The organism is Desulfovibrio sp. TomC, assembly GCF_000801335.2.
Taxonomy (GTDB): Bacteria; Desulfobacterota; Desulfovibrionia; order Desulfovibrionales; family Desulfovibrionaceae; genus Solidesulfovibrio.
The window spans coordinates 1-18,186 of the sequence record NZ_JSEH01000024.1; the positions used below are offsets into that span (position 1 = coordinate 1).

At 60.3% G+C, this 18,186-nt stretch carries 20 protein-coding genes and 1 riboswitch; of the genes, 1 reads left to right on the top strand and 19 read right to left on the bottom strand.

Annotated features, from left to right (window positions below; all coding sequences use genetic code 11):
- Window positions 1–24 precede the first annotated feature (24 nt).
- From NY78_RS18100 to NY78_RS24855, 9 genes are all read right to left on the bottom strand, one after another.
- The gene (locus tag NY78_RS18100; protein ID WP_043639156.1) at window positions 25–1,890 is read right to left on the bottom strand and encodes a carbamoyltransferase family protein; all 1,866 of its coding nucleotides are present in this window, start codon (window positions 1,888–1,890) and stop codon (window positions 25–27) included.
- Between the two features lie 12 nt (window positions 1,891–1,902).
- Window positions 1,903–2,052, bottom strand: a complete 150-nt coding sequence (locus tag NY78_RS25305; protein WP_175577039.1) for a DUF5989 family protein — start codon at window positions 2,050–2,052, stop codon at window positions 1,903–1,905.
- A gap of 74 nt (window positions 2,053–2,126) precedes the next feature.
- Complete coding sequence (locus tag NY78_RS18105) at window positions 2,127–2,543, bottom strand: SxtJ family membrane protein (RefSeq protein ID WP_043639159.1); 417 nt, start codon at window positions 2,541–2,543, stop codon at window positions 2,127–2,129.
- Between the two features lie 203 nt (window positions 2,544–2,746).
- On the bottom strand, window positions 2,747–3,172 hold the full coding sequence (gene arfB, locus NY78_RS18110; RefSeq protein WP_043639161.1) for an alternative ribosome rescue aminoacyl-tRNA hydrolase ArfB: 426 nt from the start codon (window positions 3,170–3,172) through the stop codon (window positions 2,747–2,749).
- A 191-nt stretch (window positions 3,173–3,363) separates the two neighbouring features.
- Complete coding sequence (locus NY78_RS18115; RefSeq protein WP_043639164.1) at window positions 3,364–4,062, bottom strand: anaerobic ribonucleoside-triphosphate reductase activating protein; 699 nt, start codon at window positions 4,060–4,062, stop codon at window positions 3,364–3,366.
- Window positions 4,063–4,243: 181 nt separating this feature from the next.
- Window positions 4,244–4,972 (bottom strand): DUF2971 domain-containing protein, encoded by a 729-nt coding sequence (locus tag NY78_RS23955; protein WP_082140095.1) that lies wholly within the window; start codon window positions 4,970–4,972, stop codon window positions 4,244–4,246.
- A 148-nt stretch (window positions 4,973–5,120) separates the two neighbouring features.
- Window positions 5,121–7,322: a ribonucleoside triphosphate reductase gene (locus tag NY78_RS18120; protein ID WP_197084271.1), complete on the bottom strand. Its 2,202-nt coding sequence runs from the start codon at window positions 7,320–7,322 to the stop codon at window positions 5,121–5,123.
- Between the two features lie 123 nt (window positions 7,323–7,445).
- A riboswitch (cobalamin riboswitch) is annotated at window positions 7,446–7,676 on the bottom strand.
- A 427-nt stretch (window positions 7,677–8,103) separates the two neighbouring features.
- The gene (locus NY78_RS18125) at window positions 8,104–8,682 is read right to left on the bottom strand and encodes a dihem cytochrome c (RefSeq protein WP_053062264.1); all 579 of its coding nucleotides are present in this window, start codon (window positions 8,680–8,682) and stop codon (window positions 8,104–8,106) included.
- A 32-nt stretch (window positions 8,683–8,714) separates the two neighbouring features.
- The gene (locus tag NY78_RS24855; RefSeq protein WP_156180982.1) at window positions 8,715–9,584 is read right to left on the bottom strand and encodes a hypothetical protein; all 870 of its coding nucleotides are present in this window, start codon (window positions 9,582–9,584) and stop codon (window positions 8,715–8,717) included.
- Window positions 9,585–9,705: 121 nt separating this feature from the next.
- Between NY78_RS24855 and NY78_RS18135 the strand changes: the two genes are divergently transcribed.
- Window positions 9,706–10,164: a DsrE/DsrF/DrsH-like family protein gene (locus tag NY78_RS18135; protein ID WP_156180983.1), complete on the top strand. Its 459-nt coding sequence runs from the start codon at window positions 9,706–9,708 to the stop codon at window positions 10,162–10,164.
- A gap of 248 nt (window positions 10,165–10,412) precedes the next feature.
- Here the strand turns inward: NY78_RS18135 and NY78_RS18140 are convergent, their stop codons facing one another.
- The 10 genes from NY78_RS18140 to NY78_RS18180 form a co-directional block, all read right to left on the bottom strand.
- On the bottom strand, window positions 10,413–10,778 hold the full coding sequence (locus NY78_RS18140) for a NifB/NifX family molybdenum-iron cluster-binding protein (RefSeq protein ID WP_043639173.1): 366 nt from the start codon (window positions 10,776–10,778) through the stop codon (window positions 10,413–10,415).
- Between the two features lie 145 nt (window positions 10,779–10,923).
- Window positions 10,924–11,562, bottom strand: coding sequence for an HAD family hydrolase (locus NY78_RS18145; protein WP_043639176.1), 639 nt, complete (start codon window positions 11,560–11,562; stop codon window positions 10,924–10,926).
- A gap of 79 nt (window positions 11,563–11,641) precedes the next feature.
- Window positions 11,642–12,313 (bottom strand): trimeric intracellular cation channel family protein, encoded by a 672-nt coding sequence (locus NY78_RS18150; protein ID WP_043639179.1) that lies wholly within the window; start codon window positions 12,311–12,313, stop codon window positions 11,642–11,644.
- Window positions 12,314–12,397: 84 nt separating this feature from the next.
- Window positions 12,398–13,621 carry a sodium:calcium antiporter gene (locus NY78_RS18155; RefSeq protein ID WP_043639182.1) on the bottom strand — a complete coding sequence of 408 codons (1,224 nt, stop codon included), beginning with the start codon at window positions 13,619–13,621 and terminating at the stop codon, window positions 12,398–12,400.
- Window positions 13,622–13,911: 290 nt separating this feature from the next.
- Window positions 13,912–14,799, bottom strand: coding sequence for a hypothetical protein (locus NY78_RS18160; protein WP_156180984.1), 888 nt, complete (start codon window positions 14,797–14,799; stop codon window positions 13,912–13,914).
- Window positions 14,800–14,817: 18 nt separating this feature from the next.
- Window positions 14,818–15,414 (bottom strand): hypothetical protein, encoded by a 597-nt coding sequence (locus NY78_RS24860; RefSeq protein WP_156180985.1) that lies wholly within the window; start codon window positions 15,412–15,414, stop codon window positions 14,818–14,820.
- A 171-nt stretch (window positions 15,415–15,585) separates the two neighbouring features.
- On the bottom strand, window positions 15,586–15,846 hold the full coding sequence (locus NY78_RS18165) for a hypothetical protein (protein WP_043639187.1): 261 nt from the start codon (window positions 15,844–15,846) through the stop codon (window positions 15,586–15,588).
- Between the two features lie 213 nt (window positions 15,847–16,059).
- A complete protein-coding gene (locus tag NY78_RS18170) occupies window positions 16,060–16,275 on the bottom strand; it encodes a dual CXXC motif small (seleno)protein (RefSeq protein WP_043639190.1) in 216 nt (71 codons plus the stop codon).
- Between the two features lie 9 nt (window positions 16,276–16,284).
- Window positions 16,285–17,268, bottom strand: a complete 984-nt coding sequence (locus tag NY78_RS18175; protein WP_043639193.1) for an HD-GYP domain-containing protein — start codon at window positions 17,266–17,268, stop codon at window positions 16,285–16,287.
- Between the two features lie 73 nt (window positions 17,269–17,341).
- Window positions 17,342–18,073, bottom strand: a complete 732-nt coding sequence (locus NY78_RS18180) for a 2-phosphosulfolactate phosphatase (protein WP_043639196.1) — start codon at window positions 18,071–18,073, stop codon at window positions 17,342–17,344.
- Window positions 18,074–18,186 lie beyond the last annotated feature (113 nt).

Genomic DNA, 18,186 nt, shown 5'->3' on the forward strand with positions numbered 1-18,186 from the left:
TTCTTTTCTTCTCTCCCCTTCTCCCTAATCCAGCTCGTATTCGCCGCGCCAGTCGCCGGTTTCGGCGTACTCGGGCTGGCCTTCCTTGCCAAACAGGCAGTCGCCCACGACCAGATAGTCCATTTCGGTGCGCATGAAACAGCGGTAGGCGTCTTCGGGCGTGCAGACGATGGGTTCGCCGCGCACGTTGAAGCTCGTGTTGACCACCACCGGGCAGCCATGGCGCTGGCCAAAGGTGGTGATGAGCTGGTGGTAGCGCGGGTTGGTGGCCTGGTGCACGGTCTGGATGCGGGCGGAGAAGTCCACGTGGGTGATGGCCGGCAGCTTCGAGCGGTTGACGTAGAGCCGGTCGAACATGGGCATCTGCCAGTAGCCGTCGGGCAGGGGAAAGCGCAGGGACTCGGCCACCGGGGCCACCAGCAGCATGTAGGGCGAGGGCCGGTCCTGGATGAAATAGTCCGAGACCGCCTCGGCGGCGATGGACGGGGCAAAAGGCCGGAAACCCTCGCGGTATTTGATCTTGAGATTGAGTTTTTTCTGCATTTCCGGGTTTCGCGGATCGCCCAGGATGGAGCGGCCGCCCAAGGCCCGGGGACCGTATTCCATGCGGCCCTGGAACCAGCCGACCACGTTGCCGGCGGCCAGCAGATCGGCCACCACGGCGCACAGATCGCCAAAGTCCTCATAGAGCGTATACGGCGCTTCCCGGCGAGCGGCCAGTCGCAGGGCGTCGGCCCGGGTGAACTGCGGGCCGAGGTAGGACCCGGCCATGCGGTCGAGCGCGCCCTCGGGCAGCGGCGTGCGCTCATGTCCGGCCCAGATGTGCCAGGCGGTCAGGGCCGCGCCAAGCGCGCCGCCGGCATCGCCGGCCGCCGGCTGAATCCACACGTCGTCAAAGATGCCTTCGCGCAGGAGCTTGCCGTTGGCCACGCAGTTGAGCGCCACGCCGCCGGCCATGACCAGGTTTTTGCAGCCGGTCAGTTCGCGGGCCGTCTTGGCCAGCCGGAGCACCACCTCTTCGGTGATCTGCTGGATGGCCAGGGCCATGTCCATATGCTCCTGGCCAAGCTCGGACTCGCCCGCCCGTTTGGGCAGGCCGAAAAGGGCCTCCCACTTGGCGTCGCGGCACATGGTCAGGCCGGTGGCGTAGTTGAAGTAGGCCATGTTGAGCAGCATCGAGCCGTCCGGGCGCAGATCGACCAGGGTCTCGAGGATCTTGGCCTTGTATTCTTCAACCCGGGCCGAGCCTTCGATGCCGTAGGGGGCCAGCCCCATGAGCTTGTATTCGCCGGAATTGACCTTGAAGCCGCAGTAGTAGGTGAAGGCGGAATAGAGCAGACCCACCGAGTGGGGGAAGTCGAGCTCGCGCAGGAAGGTGACGTCCTTGCCGCGTCCGAGGCCGATGGTGGTGGTGGACCACTCGCCAACGCCGTCGATGGTGAGGATGGCGGCTTCGTCAAAGGGCGAGGGATAAAAGGCCGAGGCGGCGTGGGACAGGTGGTGCTCGGGAAAAAGGATGCGCGGTTTGCCCTGGCCCAGTTCGGCCAGTTCCTCGCGCAGCATCTTTTTCATGAAGAGCTTTTCCTTGATCCACACCGGGATGGCCGACAGGAAGCTGCGCAGCCCGCTCGGGGCAAAGCCGTGGTAGGTTTCGAGCAGCCGCTCGAACTTGAGATACGGCTTGTCGTAAAAGGCGATGGCGGAGAGTTCCGCCAGTTCGATGCCGGCTTCGGCCAGCACGTAGGCTGCGGCCTTGCGGGGGAAATCGGCATCGTGCTTTTTGCGGGTGAAGCGTTCCTCGTGGGCAGCGGCCACGACCACGCCGTCACGCAGGAGCGCGGCAGCGGAGTCGTGGTAATAGGCGGAGATTCCCAGAATGTATTCGGCCATGCGCACTACCGGCTAAAACAGCGTGTAGATGAAGGGGGCCACGGCCGTGCCGCTGGTCAGGACCACCAGGACGCCGAAGAGCAGCAGCACCAGGATGATGGGCAGCAGCCAGAATTTTTTCCGGACGCGCAGAAAGTTCCAAAGCTCGCTTAAAAATTCCATGTGGCCTCCAAACGCCGCCCTGGCCGGTCGGTCAGGCGTGGGCAGCGGAAATAGTGGGATGTGGCGTGTTGGGGCTAAAACGGCTGTTCGATGTCGGCCGGGGTAAAGGCGTGGTCGCGAACCCGGAAGACCGAGGTTGTGTCCTTTTTAAACTGGCCAAGGCGCATCGGGTCCTTGCCAAGGACGCTGCGCAGCAGGCCCATGGGGGTGAGCACCAGCAAAAAAACCAGGGTCAAAAGCACCTTGGACATGACCGTGCCGAGCACATGGGACAGGCCGAACCAGACCTTGGCCGCCGGCTTGAAAAGCGACGGGGAGATCATGTCGAGCAGGAGCAGGCCGGCGGCGATGGTCACGTAGCGGATTTCCCGGGTGGCGAAAAACACGATGAGGCTGATCAGAACCAGGGCCATGCCGGTGTCCCGGGCCTGATCGCGCGTGGCGGAAAGCCAAAACGAGGTCTTTTGGCGCTTGTGTTCCAGTGATGACATGGGTTGGTTGCTCCGGATCAGGCGTTGGCGTCGGTCCGGCCCGAGGCCGGAGACAGGCTTCCCCTAGCCCGCAGCACGGGACGGCGTCAAGGGCGGCCGGCCCTGGCGAGGCCGGAAGTTTGGCCGGAGAGGGCGTGCGGGCAACGGGTCTGCCGGCACAAGGCTGTCCGGGCTGCCTGCATGTGGACCACCCTGGTCCCGGCTCAATCGTCGCTGCCGACCGTGCGCTGGCGCTTCTGCGCCCCGTGCCGCTTCTTGTCGTCCACCCGGCGGCGCTTGGCGGCCAGGGTGACACGGGTCTTTTTGCGGGGGGCAACCGGCGTCAGGGCGACGCGCAGCAGGGCGGCAAAGCGCTCCAGGGCGATTTCCCGGTTGGCGAACTGGCTGCGGGTGGACTGGGACACCACGCGCAGCACCCCGTCCTTGGCGATGCGGCCTTCCAGGGCTTGGCCGATGCGGGTCTTTTCGTACTCGGTCAGGCTCGGCGAGGCCTGCACATCAAAAAGCAACGTCACCTTGGTGCTGGTGGTGTTGACGTGCTGGCCGCCGGGACCGCCGCTGCGGGCGGCAATAAAGGAAATTTCGGCCATGGGAATGGCCACCCGGGCGTTGATACGCAGACTGTCCATGTCGTCCCCTTTAATTGAAGAGTGCCTCCGGCGGCCGGGAGGGGGTAACCCCCTCCCGGACCCTCCCTGCCAGGGATAAAGGGGCCTATGGACGCATGCCGCACCCCCCTTTCATACCTTCTTCCCGTTGGGGGGTCCGGGGGGATCATCCCCCCGGCCGCCGGAGGCATCTCCTGCCTTTTCTTCTCTCTCTACACTCTCGTAGCGATGGTCAGGCGCGGGGCGGCGGCCTGGAGCCGGCTGACGAGATCGGGCGGAAACACGGTCGGTCCGGCGGCGGCCAGGGCGTCGTCGGTGCAGCCGTCGGGTCGAAAGCCCTGGATGATCCAGCGTCCGGCGTCGGCTGCGGCCAGTTCGCCGGCCAGTATTGCCAGCTCGGCTTCGGTCAAAAGGCCGGGATGCCAGGTGGTGCGCGTCTCAAAGGGCACGCCGCTGGCCAGGAGCCGGGCGAGGCTGGCAAAGGCGGCCTCGCCGCTGCCGGGCACGCCGGTTATGCGGTCGTAGGCCGCCCTGGGGGCCTTGATGTCGAGGCCCACCCAGTCGCAAAGCGGCAGGATGTCGGCCAGGGCATCGGGGTACATGCCGGTGGTGTGCAGGCCGACCTTGAAGCCCATGGCCCGCACGGCGGTCAGCATGGGGACCAAGCCGTCCTGGAGGGTGGGTTCGCCGCCGGAAAAAACGACCGCGTCAAGGAGTCCCTTGCGGCCTTCGAGCCAGGCGAGCACCGAGGCGCTGTCGCGCTCGGCGTGGTCGGTGATCTCGCGCAGAGGTTCATTGTGGCAGTAGGGGCAGCCCCAGGGGCAGCCCTGGCAATAGACGACAGCGGCCAGGGCGTCGGGGAAATCGAGGGTGGAAAGGGGCGTCACGCCGCCGATAATCAGTCCGTTCATGGGGCGTCCCTTAGCGTTCCTGGCGACCGGGGGCAAGGGCGGGGTTGACCGGGGCGCGACCGGGTTGTGGGGTGGAGTTGGCGCAATAGTATCTAAGATTATATTGGCGAAGAAATGTCTGGTATATTGACTGTGTCAAATATGTTTTCTGTGAATATTTCTGATAAATGCAAAAGTGTGGTTATGTGAATCGAGGAAGGTAGGTTAGTGTCGATTTTTGTATTCGATCGATCAGCCCAGCATTGGTAATTGCTTCTGTAATAGTGTCTCGGTCAGCGGGTGGCGTATTTGGGCCAATTGTGATGTTCTTGATGAGAATGTTGACATCTACATCTACGTGTATGCCGCCTGATGGAACTTCAACGCCGAATTCTTCTGCAAGCCGAAGGGAAATTGCTAAGCGAAATTCTTGTTCGCTTTCAAAGAGACGATGCTTGTAGAAAAATCTATCGAGCATCCCCCTATAACAGCCAATATCTTGGGTTAGATCGATGTACTTGACGGAGCCAGCGTACATCTTTTCGGTCTCGTATTCCGGGTGCAGACGAAATGGTTTAAGTGCAGCGCGTATCCTCTCTGGAGTTGTCGTGATAGCTACACCTTTTTTCTCATCTGCATAAAGCCTCCACATAGCATCGCTTTCATACTCAGACCGATGCCAGCAATTGATTTTTGTCAATCGTTTTAATTCAGAAAAGGCGTAGTCTATATAAGTACGCTGAATGTCTGTTTGATGTTCTGGTGCAGAATCTTGACAAATATGAGTGGAACCTTCAAATTCATCAGAGAATTGACTGGCAGATGCAAAGTAAAGTTTACTTGTTCGCAGTAGTGATATAAAATGTTGCTGTTTGAAATACCTCCAGAGCTGTTCATCCCACTTGATGATGAATCCATCCGGTATTAACATAACATTGTGTATTTGGTATGAAGTTTCATTGGATCAACCAATATTTGATTAGCTTGTATCTTCAATTTTCTTGGGTTCCCCTTCCGGTGGGGTGGTCCAGGAGGGCTGTGCCCCCCTGGACGCCGGCATCTTCCTCTTCTCTTCCCCCCTACGCGTCCATCCCAGCCGGCTCGCTAAAGCAAATTCTATCTTCGTATTCGCCCTGTTTGCCGACGTTAAAGGCCGATTTGGGGCGGTAGTAGCCCATGACCCGGGTCCAGATTTCGCAGGCCTGTTCGCGGCCTTCAGCGGCGCAGGTGGGGCACGTCACGTGTTCGCCGTCGAGGTAGCCGTGGATGTCGCAGATGGAGAACGTCGGCGTCACGGTGACGTAGGGCAGGGCGAAGCCGGACAGGGCGCGCTGCACGAGCTTTTTGCAGGCCTCGGCGCTGGAGATGCGCTCACCCATGTAGAGGTGGAGCACGGTGCCGCCGGTGTATTTGCGCTGCAACTCTTCCTGGCGGGACAGGGCCTCGAAGGGGTCGTCGGTGAAGCCGACGGGCAGCTGGGAGGAATTGGTGTAGTACGGCTTTTCGGGCGTGCCGGCTTGCAGGATGGCCGGGTAGCGCTTTTTGTCCTCGCGGGCGAAGCGGTAGGTGGTGCCTTCGGCCGGCGTGGCTTCGAGGTTATACAGGTGGCCGGTCTGCTCCTGGAACTCGGTCATGCGGGCGCGCACGTGGTCGAGCAGGCGAACGGCCATGGCGTGGCCGGTCTCGGTGGTCAGGTCGTCGGCACCGCCGGTAAAGTTGCGGATCATTTCATTGATGCCGTTGACGCCGATGGTCGAGAAGTGGTTGCGCAGCGACCCGAGGTAGCGCTTGGTGTAGGGGAACAGCCCGGCGTCCATGCGGCGGGTGATTTCCTTGCGCTTGATCTCAAGGCTGGTGCGGGCAATCTCCAACAGGGCGTCGAGGCGGGCGAGAAGGCCCTGTTCATCGCCGCGATGGGTGAAGCCCAGGCGGGCGCAGTTGATGGTGACCACGCCGACCGAGCCGGTCTGCTCGGCGCTGCCGAACAGGCCGTTGCCGCGCTTCAAGAGTTCGCGCAGATCGAGCTGCAACCGGCAGCACATGGACCGCACCATGTTGGGGGTGAGGTCGGAATTGAGGAAATTCTGGAAGTAGGGCAGCCCGTACTTGGCCGTCATTTCGAACAGGATGTCCACGTTGGGTGATTCCCAGGGGAAATCCTTGGTGATGTTGTAGGTCGGGATGGGGAAGGTGAAGACCCGGCCTTTGGCGTCGCCGGCGGTCATGACCTCGATATAGGCCCGGTTGATCATGTCCATCTCGACTTGCAGGTCGCCGTAGGTGAACGGCATCTCTTGGCCGCCGATGATGGGATGATCCTTGGCCAGATCCTCAGGGCAGGTCCAATCGAAGGTCAGGTTGGTAAAGGGCGTCTGGGTGCCCCAGCGCGAGGGGACGTTCAGGTTGTAGATCAGCTCCTGGATGCACTGACGCACTTCATCGTAGCCGAGATTGTCCTTGCGGATAAAGGGGGCCATGTAGGTGTCAAAGGAGCTAAAGGCCTGGGCGCCGGCCCATTCGTTTTGCAGCGTGCCCAGGAAATTGACGATCTGGCCCACGGCGCTGGAGAGATGCTTGGGCGGCTTGGCTTCGACCTTGCCGGGCACGCCGTTCAAGCCTTCGGTCAGGAGCATGCGCAACGACCAGCCGGCGCAGTAGCCGCACAGCATGTCGAGGTCGTGGATATGGACGTCGCCGTCGCGGTGGGCTGCGCCGACTTCGGGCGGGTAGACGTGGGAGAGCCAGTAGTTGGCCACGACCTTGCCCGAGACGTTTAAGATCAGGCCGCCAAGCGAATAGCCCTGGTTGGCGTTGGCCGAGACGCGCCAATCCTGGCGGTCGAGGTATTCGTTGATGGACGTGGCCACGTCCACCACGGTCTTTTTGTCTTCACGCAGGCGGGCGCGCTGTTCGCGGTAGACGGAGTAGGCGCGCATGGTGCGGAAATGGTTGGCCGAGACCAGGGCTTGTTCCACGATGTCCTGGATGCGCTCGATGTCCGGAATCTGGCCGATGAAGCGGTGGGAAAGGACTTTGACGGCCTGGGCGGTGAGTAACCAGGCTTCGTCCTCGCCGAATTCGCCGGTGGCCGCGCCGGCCCGGCGCACGGCCGAGAGAATTTTGTCCACGTCAAAGGCGACGATCTGCCCGTCGCGTTTGCGGATGCGCGAGGGGACGGCGGCAACGGCCGGCTGATCGGTCCGCAGGGGGCCATTGGCTTGGGCGGTGGTGGGGTGATCAGAAAAAAGGGCCAGATTGCCGTGTTCCATCGGCTCGGACATGCGTGTTCTCCCTGTCGAGGCTATTTGCAAAAAGGGGGGGCGGACGGCAGCCACAGGACGCGCGCGGCGTCATGGCAGGCCGGGCAGCCCTCCCGCGAGGCTCCCTGGTCGGACGCCGGTTGTGATTGCCGGCGGGCATTGGCAGGTCTTCGGACTTGCGAACATGGCGGCCGCATAGGGGCCGGATTTCTACTACCCGCCGCTTCCCGGACCGTGGCGGTCCAGTGCCGTGTTGCGGGGTTCGTTTTCGCTCACCGCTGCGGGGCAGTTCCGGACTTTAACCGGTATTCCCTCTTACGGTTCCGTCCGTCGGCGGGTTGCCGTCGGGCGGACACCAACGCTGCTACGGTATATGGGATTATGAGGGCCTTGTGTCAACGGGCGGAGCGGCAAGTGGGAGAAGGTGATAAAGGGAGGAATAAAAAGGGCTAAGAGCGTTAGGAACAATCCGCCTTTATGGGAATTGTCAGTATATTAAGTATGTTGCCTCTGGTTTTAAGTTTTGCATATTTGGCGGAGGAATTTGTCCCTGCACAGCCGTTGTCCGCCCCCGGCATGGCTTCGCAGCCGCATGCCTCCGGGGACCCTGGGCATCGGTTTTCGGGGGACGGGAGCCGGATGAGGCAGAGCCCTCCCGGATGTCGCCAGGGTTGCCAGAACACTCCCTGACCAGCCCCTTGTGGCCCTGGCCCATGCCCGGTTCGGCGCGCCCGGCCGGATTGCCGCTGCTTCGTGGATCGGCCGGTCGCACCCTAAAGAGCAGCTTCCGTTTCTCGCCACCTTACGGCGCGGGGATGGCGACCTGATCGTCGTCAAACCGGGCGCTCGCCGCCCCGGGATGGCAGGCGACGCAGTTGGCCAGGGAATTGACGCTCTTGCGGGCCAGGACCTCGGTCGAAAGGCTACGATGCTTGTGGAGAATGTAGGGGATGTCGGTGATCCTGGCCGGCGTGGTGCCGCTTAGGCTGTGGGTGATGCGCCGGCCGAGCTTCATGGAGGTCACGTCGGCTGAGTTGGCCAGCAGATAGTCGGACACGACGCTTTTTTCCTGGTCCGACAGGGCCGCTGCACTGCCGAAGTGGTCGTCTAACCGGGAGAGAAGTCGTTCCCAGGACGCACGCGGCAGGAGTTGCGGCGCGTAGGCGAGGTGGCAGCCGCCGCAAGAGGCGACGTAGGCGCTGTTTTCCGTAAAGCCTGCGCTTTGGTCGTCATTGTGGCGCTTGCCGTGCCGCTGCGGCCCATCGTGCGCTTGCCCGTGTCGATAGCCGTTCCCGGAGTGATCGCCGGCCGTGGAGAAGGCTGGCAGCAGGAGCATGGCGGCGACCAAGGCCAGTTGGAGCAGGATGGTTCTGGTTGGCATACGTCTCTCTCCTTGCGAGGTGACAGCGCCGTTTAGACGGGGTGGGCGGGGTTGGCTTGCGTCCCGGCCGGTGTCCCAAACACAGCGTTGAGGACTTTTACGAGCAATTCCCGCAGCGTTTCTTCCACGATCTGCGGGATGGTTTGAGCCGCATAGGCCAGCGCGTCGAGGAGACTCGTGAAGCCCTTGATGCTCGCGTTTTCCTGGAGTTTGGTGGCGGAGGGCCAGAGGGTCAGGATGGCGATTGACCCGTTAAAGACGTAGGCAAAGGCATTTTTTTCAAAAAAAACAGCTGCCTTTGGTTCGATGCAGACGGTGATCTGACGGGGCTTTGGACCCTCGCCTTTAAAGGGCACGACCTTCCCGATGGTGTTGCCTTTGGCCGTGACGGCGTACGAGATATCAGGAGCCCCTTGGGCGAAGTCAATTGTATATAATTTACACGTATCCTGCGCCGCAGCCTGGGTGGCGACCAGGAGACAGGCGATGAGCAGCATTGCAGGGACAGAAACAGGCCAAGTATTTTTCACGATTCCTCCGGAAAATCTTCGCTTAACAGCGAGAACAAGCACAATCCTTACTAGCTTTTCTCTGGTAATGCGCAAGGAAAATGTTGAATTGCCAATGATCATCAATATCATGGGGTGTGGTCGATGGTGATTGCCAGTCTCATCCGGCCGTCTGCGGTGCTTACGCGGCTTCTGCGCCTTTGCTTGCGGGCAAAAAGCCGCTTCGACCAAGGCGTTTGACAAATGCTGCGCAACGGCATAGCAATGTTGTAGCTGGAGATTTCTCTTCTCTGCGCCGGGTTGCAGGCAAGGCCTGAGGCTTGGGACCGGCCCGGCAAGCGATCGGCCGTCTGGGCGGGAAACGGCAGAAGGCGAAAGACGCTCAGGCAACATGGATTTGCCGCCCGAACTGTCCAAGAAACCCCAGGCCGTTCCAGGGCGCAGGAGCGGAGGGTTGCAACGGCAATGACGTCCTGCGTCTATGTGTTCGCAGCGATTTGCAAAGGAGATGGGCATGACCAATGAAGCGTCGTCGGATGGCAAGCAACGCTATACGTTCATCTGCTCCAAGGGGACCCTCGACGGGGCCTATCCGTCGCTTATCCTGGCGCTCAATGCCAGACGCCTGGGGCATGAAGTGTTCCTGTTCTACACCTTTATGGGCATAAACGTGGTGCGCAAGGGCTACCTGTCCAAGCTCAAATTCCACCCGCCCGGATTCCTCGGGGCCATCCCGGGCATGTCCTCCCTGGCCACGAACATGATGGAAAAGCAGATCGAGGAAGCCAATATCCCCAGTCTTGAGGATCTCTTCGAGATGGCGCAACTGGAAGGGGTCAGGATTTACGGCTGCAAGATGACGCTGGAGATGATGAAGATCCCGGAAAGTGAGTTGATCGAAGGGGTGGAGGTCATGAACGCGGAACAGTATCTGAAGCTGGCCGGAACCTGCGCCATCAACATGTTCACCTAAAACGCCCGCGTGGAGCGTTTTTGAGAAAGGAACGGGGCATGGCCGCCCATACGCAGCGGCGCTTGCCCGGGACTGCAGACCGACAAACGGGGAGCCCTGTTGCCATGGCTCCCCGTTTGTCGGTCTGGCGCGCCGCGCCGGTCAATGCATGTTGCGTCCGGTCATTCCCGCGCTGGTTGGCCAAGCCTCAACATGTTGAATTTATGATTTTATTCACAAAAAGCAGGCATGTTTTTGGGAACGCGGCACTAGTCGTCGAGGCAGTTGTGGCCGTGGGCCATGCACAGTTCGTCGCGGTCGGCCAGATTGCCGGCCAGATAGGCGGCGGCCGCCTCGCGGACCGGGCCGGAAGCGCCGCGAATGACGGTCATGCCGGACTGGCGCAGCTTGGTGGCCGCGCCCTGGCCCATGTTGCCGGCAATAAGCGTGGTCACGCCCATGCCAAGCAGGTCGTTCACCAGATTGGACTTGCAGCCGCATTCGGCCGGCGGGGCAAAGGTCTCTTCAGCGGCCACGGTCTTGTCCGGGCCGATGGTCAGCACGGTGAAATAGCCGCAGTGGCCGAAGTGTTCGTCCACCTGCCCGTCGCGGGAGGGGATGGCGATCTTGGTCATGCACGTACTCCTTGGAAGCGTCTGGCGCGTTCCCTGTAATTTACCCCGACAGCGTACCGGAATTGTCCGGGCCTTGGAAGCCCTGCCCGGCGGGCGGCTTCGGCGTCCTCGTCCGGCCCCGGTCGGCCGCCTGTGCCCGAAGCCTTTAGGCCGGTCCGGCCACGCAGGCTGCGGCAAAGCCGCCATAGGCGGTCAGCGCCTTGGCCGTGGTTTGGGCATCGCGGTGGACCACGCCCCGGATGCCCAGGGTGGCCGCCACCTCCACGAACATGGCCCGGTCGTCGATGTAGGCGGCGTCGGCCGGATCGGTCTGGGCAATGTCCAGGGCCACGCGGAAGATGTCGGCGTCGGGTTTGCGCATGTGGACAAAGCACGAGGACACGAAGGCATCGACAAAGCACTCCAGGCCAAAGGCCTTGATGCGGTACTGGTTGAGTTCGCGGCCCTCGTTGTTGACCACGACGATCTTGATGCCGTAGCGCGTTTTGAGGCCGCGCACGTAAGTGAGCATGTCGGCTAGCGGTTTTGAACGCGCCAGCATGAAGTCCCGAAAGGCGCCCTTGTCAAAGGAGCGCGGCGTGTAAAAGACAGTGCGGTCCAGGTATTCGTCCAGGGACAGCTTGCCTTCCTCGTAGGCGTCGAAGGTCAGGTGGTGGCGTTCGTCGGTCTCGGCCGCGTCCAGGCCGAAGGTGCGGGCGGCCTCGGCCCGGGCCTGACGGTCCCAGCCGTTGGTGAGTAAAACGCCGCCGACATCGCAAAAAAGCGTGGTGATGGGCCGGGTCACGGGGGCATGCTCCCTGCTTGGGGTTGCGGCGGCCGGGAGGGCGAGCCTGTCCGGTATAGACGCGGTTTGCCCCCGGGCGTCAAGCCACGGGCGGGTGGCGGCGGCGTCGGCGGCGAAACAGGCCGGTCTCATGGACCGGGACGGTGCGCCAGTTGCGGGTAATGGCCAGGACGCGCAGCAGGAAGGTGAAGAGGATGGTGCAAAGCGCGGCGGTCACGGGGTGGACGCCGAGGCTTTGGCGCAGGAAGGGATAGGTCAGGCAGCCGAGCAGGGCGGCCAAGCCGTAGAACTGGCCCGGCCGGAAGACCATGGGTTCTTCGCGCATGAGCACGTCGCGAAGGATGCCGCCGCCGCAGGCATTGACCGTTCCAACCAGCACGGCGGCGGCGAAATCCAGGCCAAAGGCCAGGGATTTTTCCATGCCGACCACGGCGTAGGCCCCCAGGGCCGCAGCATCGACCAGGGCGACCAGCCGCTCGGAGAGAAGCGCCCGACGCCCGAAAACCAGGCAGGCCCCGGCGGCCGCAGCCACGGCGTAAAGATAGTCCGGGTTGCGCATCACGGCCGGGACGCCGGATTGCAGGAAGATGCCGTCGCGTATGAGCGCCCCGCCAAGTCCGGTGGCCAGGGACAGGCCAAGCAGCCCCACCAGATCGAATTCCCGGCGAATGGCCTCGATGGCCCCGGTTGCGGCCATGAGAAACACGGCGAAAAGATCGAGATACAGCGGCAGCTCAAAACTCTGGTCCATGGGGCGGACCTCCTTGCCCGGAAGGGGCCGCCCCGGGGGTGATCCGGGGCGGGGGGCGGTATGTAGGGCTGCGGCTTCCCGGCGTCAAGCGATTTTACGGCGCTTGGGGCGCACCAGGGCCAGCAGCTGGCGGCCGGTGCGCGGCAGCAGGACCACGAACAGGCCAGCATAGAGGAAGCTGAAAAAGAAGTGGACCTGACTCCCCGAGAGATGGCCCGGGAAGAGGTTCCAGAAGGACTCGGGCACGGCCGGGGCCAGGAACTGGCCGAGAAACAGGCCAAAAAGGAGCAGCGCTCCCCGCATGTCCAGGCGCAGGCCGGCCAGCAGGCCCACGGCCAGCAGCGATTGGGCGGCCGTGAGCATGATCTCGTGCATCTGCACGCCGTCCAAGGGAATGGGCGTGGCAAAGGAGCCGGACGAGAGGCCGTAGGCGCCGGGGATCATGCCGACAAGGAGCGTCCACTGGTTGAGCTTGGAAGAGATGAGGCTCCCCAGGGCCATGCCGCCCATGCCGCGCAGGGCGAACATGACGGCCACGATGACCTCCGGGGCTTCCGAGGCGATGGGGGCCAGCCACTGGACCAGCAGGAATTCGTTGACCCCGAAAATGCGGCCGGTGGCGACCAAACCTTCGCTAAAGGCCTCGGCATTGGCCACGATGACCCCGGCGGCAAAGAGAAACAGGGCCAGGGTGGACAACCGGCGAAGCCCCTTGGGCAGGCCGCCGATGACGCAGGCCACGCCTTCGAGTTCGGGTTCCTCGCATTCGCGCCGGGCGGCGATGACGATGTAGACGATGTAGAGGCCAACGAGGACCAATCCGTCCACCCAGGTCAGCGACCCGGACAGCGGGATGGAGATGGCGTAGGCCGTGGCCAACCCGAGAAAGAGCACCTCGGTGCGGCGTTCGCCTTCGAGAATGACCGGTTTGCGGGTGCGCCACCAGACCAGGAAGGCGACCAGGGTCCAGGCCACGCCGATTAAGAGCCGGTTGGCCCCGGTCATGTTGGCGATGGCGAAGTGGGCGTAGTCGGACTCGGGCTGCTGGCCGGCCATCCAGGTGAAATACATGTCCACGGCGTATTCCGGCAACACGGCGATAAGGGCCACGACAGCCAGGGCCAGGGCTTGCGGGATGTCGGTCTGGGCCACGTCGCAGGCCCACAGGAGCAGAAAGGATGCGCCGAGGATGGCCAGGCCGGCCAGGGCGGCGGTGACTGGCGGCGAGGGGTGGATGGAGAAGAGGAAGCAGGCCAGGCCCGGCAGGGTGGCGGCCAGGGCCAGATACAGGGGGAGCAATTTTTTCATGACGTCTCCTCGGTGTTGACGCGGCCAAAAAAAAGACCTTGGCACGCGCATATGCATGCCAAAGGTCTCGCTGGCCGGTTCCGAGGGACCGACGACAGGGCCAGGCGGCAGACGCGCCGCAGTGATGTTGACCCTGATCCGAAACAGCTACTCCCCTTTGGGAGGCTCGAAGGTAGGCGTTCGGGGAACGGCTGTCAATACTTCTGTTAAGCTCCGATCTGAAGTCTTGGGATAATGCGGCCGTGATAACTGCTATTATTGTTGTCTAATTATGGTCTTTGTGTGATTTTTTATATGAGCAGAGTTTGTTTGGTTTCGTCTCCGATGGAGTCGATGAACCATTGTGTAGACCAGTTAACTCCGCCTTGTTTGCGAACGGAAATTTTCCTGCCACGAGCAAAATACCGTTTCCCTTTTAGTTCTGTGGACTTTTTATTTCTTGTAGTTTGAAGAAAGTTGGTATCTAGAATTTCAGCCCAGAATATAGTTTTTCCCTTGAATTGCCATTTAGTGTATTCTGGAGAAATATATAAAATTTCAACAAGGTCCTCGAACTGCTCAGTTTTTTCATCTCGTGGTGAAATATAAATAAAATATTCTCTGTCATTGGTGTCTATTGATACTAGTTTGTTGTCATTTTCCGATATTGTGATCTTGTTAAACTTTTGAGAGTCAAGGGGTGACGTGAACTTGTCAAGTGATTCACGCATGTCTTCACTATTAAATAGTTTAATCAGTATTAGCTTGTCGAGATCGTCCAATTTTTTTGATTTATTTACCTTATCGACAATATCGCCGATGTCTCCTTTGTTTTCTTTGATGGTGCAGATTATTGCAGCTTTTACTTTTATGTATGCTGTTGGTATGTCCTGAGCTGATATCCCAAAGAATGACAAAATGCCCATGAGGGCACTAATTTGTCCAACAGCGGTCCCAACGGCTTTAAGTTTTGATAAAAATGAACCGATTACTTCAGCTTCGACGAAAAGATCTATGTCCGTTTTAAGAATTGATTTTCCAACTGTTTGGGCGAAACACTGATAGCCAGTTAGCGCTCTAGCGTAAAGGTCGATGCCTATGCTATTGCTCGGAATTTGTTGGTTTGATTCAGAAAAACATATTGTGAACGGTTGTTCGATGCGCTGATCAAATCCAGGCAGTATAAGTGAATCAGGCATAAATTTGTATTTTGATGTTTAAAGATCGTCCCAAAGAGACGATATGTAGGAAAGTTCAGCCTTGATTAAGGCTGAAAGGGCAGAGTTGTTGCTGTGGTCTTTTATTAACCTTGAGTTTCGGATATCGAGAACCGCCACAGATGTGCTATCAGAGGTCAAACCACATAGGCAGTTCTTCATGAGATAGTTGATAATGTCGATCCGGTTTTTCGTTAGCTTTTCAGCCTTAAAATAAAGTTTTATATAATAGTACTGGTTGTTGATGGATAATCCAAGCTCTGGATTTATATTGACAGCGACTCCAGCGTGCTCGAAGGTAAAGCAGGGGGGAGAAATCCAAACTGTTTTTTTTGCAGATAGCCATTTCGTATAGCCATTACAAATGGTCATGTAGTTTTGTATTTTGTGTTTCGAAGTGTTTGTAGCGGCGTCTTCTAGAGTAGATATGGGTAGATTGTGTTTGTGGCATGCAATTATTGCGTGCTTTATCTTCTTGTAATAATCGCTTGCGGGTGTGTAGGCTGGGCGGTATTTGACTTCTCGTACTTTTGTTGCTTTTGGTGTGCCACTTTTAGACACGATATCAACAAAATCTGTGAGTGATAGTTGAGGCATGCTTTACCTCGGCCTTTGCTAAAATTGAGAGCAAGATAAATTGGAAATGTGAATCTGAGGTGGTGTGGTTCTCCGAAAAAAAACCGTTTGTGCGTGAGAGCCTCATTCTGAGCATCCCAGGTTGTCGAAGATATAACCGGTTTGAAAATAAATTTCAACAGAATTTCGGATTTAAGCCTCTCCGGTCAACTGCACCTGGATTTTTTCCGAAAAAAGATAGAGCGCGTCGATGACAAAGGCGTATTCCGGCGCTTCTTCGCGCCAAAGGGCCATCAGGTCTTTGACCTTGTCCCGGGCCGCCGCCAGCTCGGCCAGGGTTTCGGCGTTGTTGATGGCCGCCAACGCTTCCAGATATTCGTCGCTCAAATAGGCCGTGACCATGGCCTTGGCCACGCGTTCCTTGTCAATGCCGTCCCAGACGCCCGCTGCCATGGTGTTTCTCCCTGTTTTCGTCCCAACATGCCCGCCAGGGGCCAAATCGCCCGTCAAACACCCGCTTGCCCCGGTTTTCAGCCGACCGTATTGCCAGCCAGGGCCAGGAACCCCTTGAAAAACGTCTTCCAGTTGCCGGGGTCCGGGGGGATCATCCCCCCGGCCGCCGGAGGCATTCTTCTCTCCCCTTCTCTCCTTTCCCTTCTACACCCCCTACATCCGGTTGAGCGGCACGTTGGCGTAGGCTTCGTCGAAATCGTCGTCGAGTTCGGCCGCGAACCGGGCCGGGTCGAAGCTGCCGCCGCAGCCCTGGCAGGTGAGCATCACCGCCAGGCAGGTGCGGTCGAAGGTGAGCGTGTGGCCGCAGGTCGGGCAGGCCACGCCCTTGGCCGTGGCCGGCTCGAACTTGATGCGCGAGAAAAAAGCCATGTCGTCTCCTTAAACCAGATTCGCGTCGCTTAAAATGAGCACCAGCTGCTTGAAAACGCCCATGTCGAAATGGCCCGACATCTCCTCGCGCATAAGGCGCAAGGCCTGAAACGGGGGCATGGCCGGGGCGTAGGAGCGGGTGGTGGTGAGGGCGTCGTAGACGTCGGCCACGCACAAGGCGCGCACATGGGCCGGGATAAGTTCGCCGGCCAGTCCGCCGGGATAGCCCGAGCCGTCCATGCGCTCGTGGTGCATGAGAATGCCCTGGGTGGCCATGGGCGTCAGGGCCACGTCCTGGCACAGGGCCACGCCCTTGGTCGGATGGGTGTTGATGACGACGCGCTCGTCCGGGGTCAGCGGCCCGGGCTTGGACAGAATCTCGATTGGAATGCGGGCTTTGCCGATGTCGTGCAGGAGCGCGCCGATGCCGGCCTGAATCAGGGTGTATTCGTCGGCCTTTAAGGATTGCAGGATGGCGGCGGTGTAGACGAACACCTGCATACTGTGGGTATGCACCGAGTAGTCGTGGGAGAGCAGGGTGGCCATGCAGCGCAGGGATTCGTTGGAGGCCAGAAAATCCAGGGATTTCTCTATCAGCGAGGTGACGCGGGTGTATTCGCGCTTGCCCAGGCCCCGGGGGAGTTTCGTCTCGAAAACGTCCTGCACCACTGCTTCGGCCGTGGTGTAGAGCACCTTGGCCCGTTCCGGCACAGGAATGCTTGTATTTGTCAGGATGCTCGGCAGGTGTTTTTCGATGTAATTGTTGAAATCCGGCCGTTGCTCCCCCCGGATGTAGACCTCGGTCACCCCGGCTTCGTGGAGCTTTTGCCGGTGGCGCTGGGTGAACTGCTCGTTTTCAGCGGCGTAGAGTACGAAACGCCCCGCCTGCCGGATGTAGACCCGGAAGCGCCCGAAGGCCTGGGGAAAGATCATCAGCGGGGAAATGGCGAAGTACTGTTCAATCGTGCTGTCTACCCTGGCCTTGCCCAACATGCCGTCTGCTCCTTGATCACTGTCCGGTCGCGGCCCACGTTCGAGCCCTGAAAATACTTTCGACCGGTTTCGGTCAGACTTGAGACGGCAGAGCCGCTGCACGCGGTTGCGTCGGCGCGTCACGGCGCACCAGGGCGAGGCGGCCATCGTCCTGGCGGATCGCCTCCAGGTAGAAATCAAAGGCGTCCAGGGTCAGGCACAGGTCGAAATCGGCCTCGGGCACAATGGCCGTGTCGCCGAAAAAGATCTCGGCGCTGGCGGTCTTGCGCAGAAATTGGGGGATGACGGCAAAGGCGTTGGGCACGTCCTGGAGCAGATTGGCCAGATACATGCCGCACATCCGGTCTTCCGGGGCCGAGGCCAGCCCGGCCTTGCCCATGGCCACGACCGAGACCACCGGCGGGGCTGTGGCCAGGAGTTCGGCTGCCGTGGCCGCCATATTGACAAAGGAGCAGGTCAGGACGCGCTCGGCGCTGCCCATGGCGGCGACCAGGCCGCGCGTGCCGGCGCTGGTGGCGTGGACCAGGGTTCGGCCGGCCAGATCGGCGGCCGCCACCTCGCTTGGCGAATTCCCGAAATCAAAGCCTGCGGGCTTTAAGCACTGGCGTTCGCCGGCCAGCAGATAGTCGGGGTGCGCCGCTCGAAGGGCCAGGGCCTCTTCCACGCTGTCCACCGGCAAAATGCGCGTAGCGCCGCCGGCAAAGGCGTAGCAAGCCACCGAGCAGGCCCGAAACACGTCGATGACCACGGCCACGCCCGAAGCCTCGGCCGCACCGGAAAGCAGTTCCAGCATCTTGATACGCACGAAAATTCCTCCGCCTCCAAGCTGTATCAGCGCCGGCCCGGTTTGAAAAGCGGCTCTACCCTGCCTTGCCGCCGGGGAAGTGAGGTTGTAAAGGAAGCAAAACAACCCCGCAT